Below are 11676 nucleotides of genomic sequence, written 5' to 3'. Positions count from 1 at the left end.
TCTGAATCTATTCATGCAATAGTTTCAGACTTTTAAATCCTAAAATTTTCAAATTAAGACAATGGGAAAACCAACCGGATTTTTAGAGGTAACAAGAGAAACTCCAAAGAAAAGACCAGTCGCTGAACGTGTTGGCGATTACAAAGAAATAGATATTGATTTTACCACAGAAAAAGTAACAGCTCAAGCAAGTCGTTGTATGGACTGTGGCGTTCCTTTCTGTCATAATGGTTGTCCACTTGGCAACATTATCCCAGAATTTAACGATGCAGTATATGACCAAAACTGGGCTTATGCTTACGAAATATTATCTTCAACCAACAACTTCCCCGAGTTTACAGGTCGTATTTGTCCTGCACCATGTGAAGCTGCTTGTGTATTAGGTATCAACAAGCCTCCAGTTACAATCGAATACATTGAGAAATCGATTATCGAATATGCTTTTGGAAACGGCTTAGTAAAACCAAATGTACCATCCAAAAGAACTGGCAAGAAAGTAGCAGTAATTGGTTCTGGACCTGCTGGTTTGGCTTCTGCTGCACAATTAAATAAAGCTGGTCACTCAGTTACAGTATTTGAACGTGCTGACGAAGCAGGCGGTTTGTTGCGCTACGGTATTCCAGATTTCAAATTAGAGAAATGGGTAGTTCAACGCCGTGTTGAGGTAATGAAAGAAGAAGGTATCGTTTTCAGAACTTCAACAAACGTTGGTGTTGACATCAAAGGTGAAGAATTGTTGGAAGACTTCGACTTGATTATGTTGGCAGGTGGTTCAACAGTTCCAAGAATGTTGCCTATCCCAGGTTCTGACTTGAAAGGAATTTACCCTGCGATGGAATTTTTGTCACAACAAAACAAGCGTGTCGCTGGTATTGACCGTAAATTTGACCACCGTGGTGCTACTTACGCAAATGGTGAATTGTTGGCTACAGACAAAAATGTTGTGGTAATTGGTGGTGGTGACACGGGTTCTGACTGTGTTGGTACTTCAAATCGTCACAAAGCTAAATCTATCACGCAGGTGGAAGTGATGCCAATGCCTCCTGCTGAACGTGCTTCTCAAACGCCTTGGCCTAACTGGCCGATGATGTTGCGTACTTCTACCTCGCATGAGGAGGGAGCAGATCGTCACTGGTCTATCGCCGTGAAAGAATATGTAGGCGATGGGAACGGAAACTTAAAAGGTATTAAAATCGCGGATATCGCTATGGAAGTTGTTGACGGCAAAGCTCAACAGATTCATACAAACGAACGTGAAATTCCTTGTGAATTGGCCCTTATCGCTGCTGGTTTCTTACATCCACAACGTGAAGGCCTTTTATCTCAATTAGAAGAAAAAGGACTCGAGTTCGATGAAAGAGGCAATGTGAAAGCAACGAATTATAAGACTTCGGTTGATAAAGTATTTGCAGCAGGAGATATGCGTCGTGGACAATCATTGGTAGTTTGGGCTATCTCTGAAGGTCGTGAAGCAGCCCGCCAAGCAGATATTTATCTTCAAGGTTCTTCAATCCTTGAAGCTAAGGCGGTGTCTACATTCTCTGTAGTTTAATGATTTATCTCGGTTTTTTAAATCTTCGGTTTACTAGAAGAAACGCAATGCCTTGCGTCTAGGGATGAATCATCTAGTATATTTAGTGCCAAAAAAGCGGTCGAAATTTTTTTCGACCGCTTTTTTGATATTTAACTTGAGACTCTTTTTCACTGCAATCTCAATATCCAATATCAATAGCTTCAGGTGAAAATGATGAAGTATAATCTCGAATAGGAGAGACGTTTCCGTTATCCCCAAAGCCAAAGACCAAAATCTTTTTATTTGCTTTCTCAGCTACATAAATAAAGCCTTTTGTGTTACGCTCATCAATGGCAATATCTACAGGGTTACCTAGCTCAGTATTTGGGCCATAAATGGTTCTAGTAGCAAGAATAGAACTGTTGTTCGTGATTCTCGAAACTTTCTCTATGATATATATTCCTCCATCTTTGTTAAAATTGTTCCCAGAAGCACTTCCTATTTCTGTTACAAAAAGCATATCTCTCTGAGGGGCGTAGGCTATTCCATGAAGACGCGCCGAAACGCCATTTGTTTTATATCCATTAATGAAGAAGCGTAAGTCTGGTATAATCCTCCATATAGCTCGCCCAGAGGGGTTGTTAAATACTTCTACTCTTAATGCATTTTTATCCATGACTACAAATAGACGGTTTTGTGTTTTATCAAAAACTATTCCCCATGGTTCTGCACTCAGCTTTAGTTTTTTACTCACATATTTTCCATTTAGGGTTGAGACTTTTTCATAAACTCTAAGAGTACTGTCAGTATTGTTGGCTACAAACAGTACATCATTGTTGGCATCATAGGCAATTTCACGACCACTCGTGAGTGTTGAGTCTAGGATTATATTGGTAGGCAAAGATGCCTCAAATAAGGTATTGGCGCTGGTATATACCCGAATGCTTCTTTGAGCTCGGCTGAGCTGAAATAGGATGTTTTTGGTTGGAACAAAAAGTATCCCGTTTCCATCTTGGGCACCGTTATTTATTTGAAGGCTAGGAAGCAGCACTGTTGAATCGGCAGCTTTGATAATTTGTAAGTTAAAGGCACCAGAAGCTGATTCTGAATTTGAGATAAATAACCTAGCCGTCGTAGTCATTAATACTGGCTCAAAATCGGATTTTTTAAAACAAGCACTCAGAAAAACTGTACCAAAGCAAATTAAGATAGCAAAGCGAAGTAGGGGTTTTTTCATATTGTAGGCAATTCAAAGAATACGTGGATTGTAGTTTTTGAAATATACGTAGTAAAGAAACTTTTAGATTGAAATGTTAAATGATTAAAAAATTTAAAAATGCCTTAAAAATTAACTGAGACGGTTTTTTTACATAAAAAACTTTCAAAAAAAGTGTATTTGTAATGGTTGTTTTAAGTAATTGTTAATCAGATTTGTATGGGATATGTTGCAAAAAACTTTCAAAAAAAAGCATTTTTTTTTCTTGTTCGATTTGCATCTTAATCAAAAAAAGCCGTACCTTTGCATCACTTAAACGCAAGGGGTTATCGAAAGAGAGGCTTAAGCGTTCTGGAGAGATGCCTGAGAGGCCGAAAGGAACAGTTTGCTAAACTGTCGTACTGGTAACGGTACCGAGGGTTCGAATCCCTCTCTCTCCGCCACCTTTAAAGTGGAAAGTATAATGTTCGGGGTGTAGCGTAGCCCGGTATCGCGCCTGCTTTGGGAGCAGGAGGTCGTAGGTTCGAATCCTGCCACCCCGACAAAAGATTGTGATTCATACATCTGAATCTTTTTGCAAAAGGTTCCGTAGCTCAGCTGGATAGAGCAACTGCCTTCTAAGCAGTAGGTCTCAGGTTCGAATCCTGACGGAATCACAACCTGAGAATAGAATCACAATCGTGTGAGTCTTTTTTTTAAGAAAAATCTTTCTACTTAATCCATAGTTAAGATAGAAAAACGGGATGTAGCGTAGTCCGGTCATCGCGCCTGCTTTGGGAGCAGGAGGTCGCAAGTTCGAATCTTGCCATCCCGACAAAAGCCTAACTCATTGAGTTAGGCTTTTTTGTTTTTTGACCAAAATTATTCAGAATAAAGTGATTCCAACAAAAAAGCCTTTCGCTGCTACAGCAAAAGGCTTTTTTGTGAGAAACAATGAATATTGTTAGGCTAATTCTGCCGATTTTAAACCTAAAACATCATTTGTCCATTGATTCACCTGATTGAAAAGTGTTTCGTTTTCTATGACAGATTGACCAAAAGATGGAATCATTGATTTAAGTTTGGTTTGCCATTCTTCAGTAGCAAACTCATCTTTGAAGCAACGCTCCAATAGTTTCAGCATGATATCAACTGCTGTAGAGGCACCTGGCGAAGCTCCCAACAAGGCCGCAATAGAACCGTCTGCCGCTGCAACGATTTCTGTTCCAAATTCAAGAACTCCACCTTTTTCTGGGTCTTTTTTGATTACCTGCACTCGTTGACCAGCTACCAAAAGTTCCCAATCCTCCATACGAGCATTTGGGAAGTATTCTTTAAGCGCCTCCAAACGATCTTCTGGAGATTGTCTTACTTGTTCTATCAGATATTTAGTCAAATCTATGTTTTTCAATCCTGCTTGCATCATTGGCACAATGTTGCTTAGCTTGATTGATGACGGTAAGTCTAGTAACGAACCCTCTTTCAAGAATCTGGTTGTAAAACCTGCGTACGGACCAAAAAGTAATTCTTTTTGACCATCAATCAATCGAGAGTCTAAGTGAGGTACCGACATTGGAGGAGCGCCTACCGCTGCTTTTCCGTATACTTTAGCATTGTGACGTGCAACGATTTCTGGGTTATTACACTTTAGCCACTGCCCGCTAACAGGGAAGCCCCCAAAGCCTTTTCCTTCTTCTATGTTGGATTTCTCTAATAAAGGTAAAGCTCCACCACCGGCACCAACAAACACAAAACTTGCGTATATTTTCTTTTTATTTCGTTTTTTGGTTGCAAGGTTATCTAGCGTGATACACCAATTTCCATCTTCCAATTGTTCTAAATCGGTTACTTCATGTTTCAAACGAATCTTGACGCCATCCATGTTTTTGAGGTGTTCAAATAGCATGCGTGTCAAATTTCCGAAGTTAACATCAGTTCCTGCATCGGTGTAAGTTGCTGCTACTGGCTGATTGGCATCGCGACCTTCCATTACCAGAGGAATCCAATTTTTGATTTCCTCAGGATTTTCGGTGTATGTCATATCTTTGAAAACGTGGTATTTTGTCAATAACTCAAAACGTTTACGAAGATAGTCCACATTCTTTTCGCCATGTACAAAACTCATGTGAGGTACAGATTGAATAAAATCTTCAGGAGAAAGAATATTTTTTTCAACCAAATAAGCCCAGAACTGGCGAGATATCTGAAATGAGTCATAGATTTTTAAAGCCTTTGAGCCATCCACACTACCATCTGGTTTTTGAGGAGTATAGTTAAGTTCACACAATGCGGCATGTCCTGTACCTGCATTGTTCCATGCTTCCGAACTTTCTCCTGCTATCAAATCAAGACGTTCGAAAATAGTAATTTTTAAATCAGGTTGAAGTTCTTTTAACAACATCCCGAGCGTTGCACTCATAACGCCTGCCCCAATCAAAACAACATCTGAATAGTTGGCAGCACTCTTTAACTTTTTACGCATTTCTCACAAAAAATATTATCTCGTTAGTTATATTATACTTATTCGAATAGGTAACAAAAAAATAATCTTAAAATTGCACAATTCCTTTCAAATAATAATTACTTTCTTGTTCTGTTTATATTTTTTCTTTATAATAGTCTATTAAATTATGGCCTAAATTTCAATTTTAAGCCTATTCTAATTTATTAACATAAAAAGACTCAAAACGGTGCAAATTTACTGGAAAAATTAAAATATAACTTTTTTAATATTTAATTTACCTGTAATATAATTCAAAAAAGCTTGATAAACAGTATTTTAAGTAACTAGATGTTAATCAAAAGTGTTTGGTGAAATAACTGTTTTTACAGCTATTTTTATTTAGCAATAGGCTATATTAAAGTATATTTTATGGAAAATTAGGGTAATTTTCGATGTTTTTGCTATACTTGAAGATAATTGGATTTTTACAAGATTTGGATTTTTACAAAAATATATAAGGCTATTTAACCCAAAGAGTAATTATACTCAGATTATTGGCTTGTAACAAGGCCTTGTGTGATATCAAAAAAATATACTTGCGTTTTGAAGGATTACCTTTTTAAAAAAAGTATTATTGTAAATAATCCGTGTAAGTTGTCAAAATAAGACTGAATTAATATACATGTTGCTATAAATAACGGGAATCAGGGTTTGGGTCAAAGCATATCTTATCTTTGATTATTATAAAACATTCTAAAGCTCTTTGCCTGTTGCCTATGGCAAACAACTTAATTTTAATTTTGCCTAGCCATTTAATGGTATATACCTCTCCATACTCTAGAATAACAAATTGCTATGAAGACCATTTATCATGCAGAATTAATGTTGGAGTCTAACTGTAGATTGGGAGAAGGCCCCGTGTGGTGTTCGTTGACAAACCTTATCTATTGGGTAGATATCGAAGGACGTACCATCAATTGGTATGACTTACAAACCGAGGTTCATCATTGTAGTGCCATATCGAAACGGGTTGGTATGGTGGCATTGACTACCACTCCATATAAATTATTATTGGGTTTGCAGGGAAGTTTATGTTGGTATGACATAAAAACAAATAATCTCGAGTTGTGGAAGCCATTAGAAACGAATCTATCACTTAATCGATGTAATGATGGACAGGTTGATTCTAAAGGAAGATTATGGGTAGGTACTATGCAGGTTGAAAATCAGAAAAGTGAGGGAAATTTGTATTGTATTTCGTCGACAGGTGCGCAATGGCATCTATTAACAAAACTCGGGATTTCCAATGGAATGGCTTGGAACGCGGATGGTCGCTATTTTTTCTTTATAGATTCGCTCAAAAGAAATATTAGGAGATTTGAGATTGATGAAACAGGTGGACAAATTCAACTCCTTAGAGAGAAAGTAGTCTATCAGTCTAAACATCATGACGAATTGCCCGATGGAATGTGTGTTGACATAGACGGAAATTTGTGGGTTGCATTCTGGGGGGGATTTAGAATAGCTTGTATCAATCCCAATACGGGTGAAGAAGTGGCAGAGATTAAGCTACCAGTCCCCAATGTTACTTCCTGTAATTGGATTGGTCCCGGCTTTGATGAGTTAGTAATAACCACAGCACGTGAAGGACTCGATGAGCAGGAAATATTGAGCTACCCGCAAAGTGGTCATATTTTTCGATGTAAAGTTTCAGCTAAAGGTAAAGATGTACAAAGATTTGGTAGCGAATGAGTCATCCCGAAGCTGGAGATTAGTTCAATTTTTATCTCTTTAGACGCAGTGCATTGCGTGAGTAGAGGTAAGGTTTTAGAAATTTATCAACAAAAAAGGCGATCAAAACCTATTTTTCGAACGCCTTTTTTGTTACTAAGTTGGAAAATCACCAAAATGCTAAAAGGAGAGAAGACCCCGGTTTTGATGGATTTTCGAAAGATATCCCTAAGATTTTAACGAGCGATAGCACTTATGTTTTTGTTTACTAAATATTCTTTAACAAAACAAGACATTATGGTATAGGTAGCCCAAAATTAGGGATTTCTAATATTTATTTCAATGGTGGAATTCTAAGCAATTGACCTGGATAAATCAAATCTGGGTCTTTCAACATAGGTTTGTTTGCCTCAAAAATGGCAGGATATTTCATCATATCACCATAGTAATGTTGCGCGATTTTGGATAAAGAATCACCTTTTACCACTTCGTGATATTGTGCTTCCTCTTCTGGCTCATCTACAGTAAGTTGATTGTCTACAACTTTTACACCTTCGACATTACCAACTGCTAGAGCAATTTTTTCGGCATCTTCTTGTTTGGCAACCTCACCAATGATAGAAACGGTGTCGCCATTTGTGCGAATGGTAAGTGAATTGTAAGCAAGACCCAATTGTTTTACGTGTGCTAAAAGAGCACTAGCTCTTAGAGGTTCTACTTCGGCAGCTTTTGCTGGTTCAACTTGGGTGTGGCTTCCAAAAATTTTTTCACCAACACCTTTAAAGAAAGACATAAGTCCCATAGCGGTATAAATTTGATTTAAGTTTAAATTAATCTACCTGTAAACGTTGAATTAAGCAAGAAGTCACAGGATAGTGAAATAAAATAATTCAACATCAACGGATGTCTAAAAATACAAAAAAGGGCTTCCGAAACAAATCAGAAGCCCTTTAATTATGTAATAAATTTTTTGATTATTTTTTTGCTGAATCTATATCCTTTAATAAGGTTTCAACAGCTACTTTTAGTTGGTTGTCGGTACCCTTTGAAATCCACTCAGGCTCATTTTCAACGATAATGTCAGGAACGGCGGCCCCTAACTCTTGATTTTTATCGGTAGTTTTGGTATACCAGCCACGACCTGGCAGACGCACAAATGAGCCATCCATCAATGATTTACCGCCTGTTGAAATTACAGAACCATTGGTTGGTAATCCTACCAATTTGCCAATACCTAATGATTTGTAGGCGTGCGAGAAAATTTCGGCATTAGAATAACTTCCTTCATTACAAAGGGCTATCGAAGGTTTTGTCCATGCTGCATAAACCAAACGCTCTCCGATTGGATAATATTCACGGAACTTTAATTTGTCTTTTTCCAAATTTTCACTTGCTCCTCTTGGAATTGTATATGCGTGCTGCTTGTAATTCAATATGGTCATTAAATAGTCGGTTGTCGAACCGCCACCATTGTAACGTACGTCAATCACGATACCATCTTTGCCATATCCTGCAGCGGTAAACTCACGCTCAACGACCTCAAAACTAGGGAAATCCATACTCTTTATATGAATGTATCCCAAACGACCATTAGAGAATTTTTCTACTAATTTTTTACGATTCTCTACCCATTCATCATAAAGATTGTTGCTAATACTATTGGTCAGACGAACCACCACTTCGCGGGTTTTGCCAGAGGCGTCATTAACAGAAACGATTACTTTTTCATTGGCCAAACCATTCAACAGCTCATAGAAGTTGTCAGATTGCCCAACAGCTTGTCCGTTGATAGCTACAATCGTTTCACCTTCATTAATGATACTTTTTGATTTGGTTACAGGGGTTTCTGGTACAACATGAGATACTTTCATTCCATTTGAGGTGGGTATCAACTCTGTACCAAGCAAACCCGTCACTTCTCTTTGCGTTTCGGCACGTTCAGGCGCTGTTAAACCCATGTGACTAGAGTTTAGTTCGCCTAAAAGTAAGTTGAACATATCTCTAAAATCATTTGAAGTACTTGCATTGATACAACGCTCTTTGTATTTATCATGTAATTTAACCCAGTTATTCCCGTGGAATTGTGGGTCGTAGAAGCCATCTCTGATAGTGCGCCAAGCTTCTTCAAACACTTGGGTTCGCTCGCTAATATAGTCTACTTTCATCTTGGCACTCACTGGAAGAGATTCGGGTATACCAGCTTTGGTATCGATACGGGCTAGCCCTCCACCGCCAAAGCCACCCATGCGGCTGTAGTAGATATACTTCCCTTCTCTATCTAAATATAGACTACCGGGGTTGCTACCACCTTTGGTAATTTCTTTCAAATCTTTACCATCCCATTTGATACTGTACAAATCACGACCTTTTGCTGAGCTGCTATTTGTTACATAAAAGAATGTTTCGCCGTCTTTAGAAATAACAAAATCAGATTCAGAGCCTGGGAAATTGGTTACTTGAACTACACGGTTATGAATACCGTCGAAGTCAATAACGATCGGTTTAACGCCTTTTTCTTTTTTGTCCGACTTCCCAGCAGCACTTTCAGCAGGAGTCGCATCTTTTTCTTGCCAGTCTTGCGCCTCTTTTTCCCAATCTTCTTTTTTCAACCAAACAAACCACACATCTGCGCTACGACCAGAGCTCCGTTCTGAAACAAAACCTAATTTTGAACCATCAGCGCTCCAGAATGGGCGTGAATCACGGCGTGGGTGCATAGTCACATTTACAGCTTTGCCTGTATTATCAGAAGCTTTGATGAAAATTTCTTGGTTATAATACAAGTCGGTTAAGCTATATGCCAAATACTTGTTATCAGGACTCCAAGCGATATCGTTTGGCGATGCCCAGCTATCATTGATAACCTTTTCATTAGTCAGTTTTCCATCTGCACTAATATCAGCCACTACAAATTTGCCTCTACCACGCACATAAGCAATTTTTTTACCGTCATTTGAAACTACCAAATTTGACTCGTCGTCTGGGGTAGTAGTCAATTGTGTAATTTTATGCTTTAAAGTTTTGAAAATGTTCTTTTCTGAAGCATCTGCTGACTGTACCATGAACATTTCGAAGTTGCCGCCAGTACGGTCACTTGTGAAAAGTAGAGTAGAGTCGTTTAGCCAAGCTGGTTCCACATCACGGAAAGCGTGCGAAGAAACATTGATGCTACGAGCTTTTTCTTTATCTGCTTCTTTGACAAAAATTTCACCACGAATTCCGTAGGCTAATAATTTACCATTCGGAGAAACCTTGAAATCTTCTACACCAGAAGTAAATGTTTTGCTTTCTGAAGCATCAAATCTATCGTCTGCATTGATAGTAATATTGATTTTTTGGATAGAACCATTTGACACTTTGTAAGTGTAAAGATTCATATCTTGTTCAAAAACAATGGTGTTTCCATCTGTCGAGATATTGATATGTCGAATAGATTCGTCCTTAAAGTTGGTCAACTTTTTTGGAGTACCCTCCGCTTTACCGTCGTTCGAAATTTTCAATTGATAAAGGTTGTAAGCACCATCTATACTACTCAAGAAATAGAGCGTATTGTTTTTACCCCATTGAGGCATTACGTCGTTGGTCGCAAACAAAGGAAGTTTATTATAGCTTTTTGATTTTGCGTCAAAAATCCATATTTCACGATTTGAACTACCCGTATACGCTTGGCGAGCTACAGGGTTGATGTCGCCACGGACTAAGGCCACAAAACGTCCGTCGGGTGAAACGGTTGGTTCAAAACCAAGTACATCTAACATTCTTGATTCTGTGCCTCCTTTTGGAGAAATCGAGTATACTTCGGAAGGACGCTCGATTTGGCGGAACTCGCGAGAGGTCGAAAACAAAATTTTGTCGGCTTGTGTCCAGCTAGCGATATTGTCTTGACTTGAGTGAAACGTCAAACGTTTGGGAATTCCCCCTGTAGTAGGCATGATAAAAATATCGTTATTGCCAAATCTTGCACCCGAAAATGCAATTTGTTTCCCATCAGGACTAAAAGTTGGGTTACTCTCATAAGCCTCATGTATTGTCAAACGCGTAGCTTGTCCGCCAGTGCTCGGAACAGTCCAAATATCGCCTTGATAAGAGAATGCTACCACAGAGCCATCATTGTTGATACTTGGATGACGCAATAGCAATGGTTGTTGTGCTTGTGTGGCAGTAGCTCCTAGTAATGAAACAAGTAGAAGAAAGGTTTTTTTCATAAATTACAAAAAAGGTTTATTGAATTATGTATCTAAATAAGTAATATTTACCCTAAAATGTAAAAAATTGAGTAACTATTCGCCCAACGGCCTGATTGTAGAGACATATTAAGTAAGTGAACGAAATTAGATTTAAGTTTTGTGTTTAGGCAAAAGTACTACAGGCAACAGGCAAGTACTACAGGCAACAGGCAAGTACTACAGGCAACAGGCAAGAGGCACAAGGCAAAGAGTGTTAGTAATAATAGATATATTTTCACCGATTGCCCATAGCTGAAAGCCGAAAGCTAAATTTTAGTTATCATTTTAGGCAACAGGCAAGTATAAGAGGCACAAGGCAAGAGGCACAAGGCACAGAGTGTTTAATGTTTTTTAGTAATGATAGATATATAATTACCGAATGCCCATAGCTGAAAGCTGATAGCTAAATTTTAGTTATTATTTTAGGCAACAGGCAAGTACTACAGGCAACAGGCAACAGGCACAAGGCACAGAGTGTTTAATGTTTTTTAGTAATGATAGATAATTGCCGATTGCCCATAGCTGAAAGCCGAAAGCTAAATTTTAGTTATTATTTTAGGCAACAGGC

6 protein-coding genes and 4 tRNA genes are annotated in these 11676 nt (G+C 38.4%); 6 read left to right on the top strand and 4 right to left on the bottom strand.

Annotated elements, in window-relative coordinates:
- Positions 1-61: 61 nt before the first annotated feature.
- Positions 62-1552, top strand: coding sequence for a glutamate synthase subunit beta (locus tag ACOVQ4_RS11195; protein WP_421820728.1), 1491 nt, complete (start codon positions 62-64; stop codon positions 1550-1552).
- 160 nt (positions 1553-1712) lie between these two features.
- On the opposite strand, the gene ACOVQ4_RS11190 is transcribed toward ACOVQ4_RS11195, so the two are convergent.
- Positions 1713-2750, bottom strand: a complete 1038-nt coding sequence (locus tag ACOVQ4_RS11190) for a YncE family protein (RefSeq protein WP_421820727.1) — start codon at positions 2748-2750, stop codon at positions 1713-1715.
- A gap of 332 nt (positions 2751-3082) precedes the next feature.
- Here ACOVQ4_RS11190 and ACOVQ4_RS11185 point away from each other — a divergent pair.
- From ACOVQ4_RS11185 to ACOVQ4_RS11170, 4 genes are all read left to right on the top strand, one after another.
- Positions 3083-3172, top strand: a tRNA-Ser gene (locus ACOVQ4_RS11185).
- 25 nt (positions 3173-3197) lie between these two features.
- Positions 3198-3271 (top strand) — tRNA-Pro (locus ACOVQ4_RS11180).
- A 40-nt stretch (positions 3272-3311) separates the two neighbouring features.
- Positions 3312-3385: transfer RNA gene (locus ACOVQ4_RS11175), tRNA-Arg, on the top strand.
- Positions 3386-3468: 83 nt separating this feature from the next.
- Positions 3469-3543: transfer RNA gene (locus tag ACOVQ4_RS11170), tRNA-Pro, on the top strand.
- Positions 3544-3672: 129 nt separating this feature from the next.
- Here the strand turns inward: ACOVQ4_RS11170 and ACOVQ4_RS11165 are convergent.
- Positions 3673-5190 (bottom strand): malate:quinone oxidoreductase, encoded by a 1518-nt coding sequence (locus tag ACOVQ4_RS11165; protein WP_421820726.1) that lies wholly within the window; start codon positions 5188-5190, stop codon positions 3673-3675.
- Positions 5191-6006: 816 nt separating this feature from the next.
- Between ACOVQ4_RS11165 and ACOVQ4_RS11160 the strand changes: the two genes are divergently transcribed.
- Positions 6007-6903: an SMP-30/gluconolactonase/LRE family protein gene (locus tag ACOVQ4_RS11160; protein WP_421820725.1), complete on the top strand. Its 897-nt coding sequence runs from the start codon at positions 6007-6009 to the stop codon at positions 6901-6903.
- Positions 6904-7216: 313 nt separating this feature from the next.
- Here ACOVQ4_RS11160 and lysM read toward each other — a convergent pair whose 3' ends face one another.
- Both lysM and ACOVQ4_RS11150 read right to left on the bottom strand, forming a co-directional pair.
- Positions 7217-7684, bottom strand: coding sequence for a peptidoglycan-binding protein LysM (gene lysM / locus ACOVQ4_RS11155; protein ID WP_421820724.1), 468 nt, complete (start codon positions 7682-7684; stop codon positions 7217-7219).
- Between the two features lie 172 nt (positions 7685-7856).
- Entirely contained in the window at positions 7857-11087 is a 3231-nt protein-coding gene (locus ACOVQ4_RS11150) for a S41 family peptidase (protein ID WP_421820723.1), read from the bottom strand.
- Positions 11088-11676 lie beyond the last annotated feature (589 nt).

The organism is Flectobacillus sp., assembly GCF_049240685.1.
In the GTDB taxonomy this organism is placed as follows: Bacteria; Bacteroidota; Bacteroidia; order Cytophagales; family Spirosomataceae; genus Flectobacillus.
The sequence above is the reverse complement of the archived record's forward strand: the minus strand, read 5'-3'. Positions and strand labels throughout refer to the sequence as shown.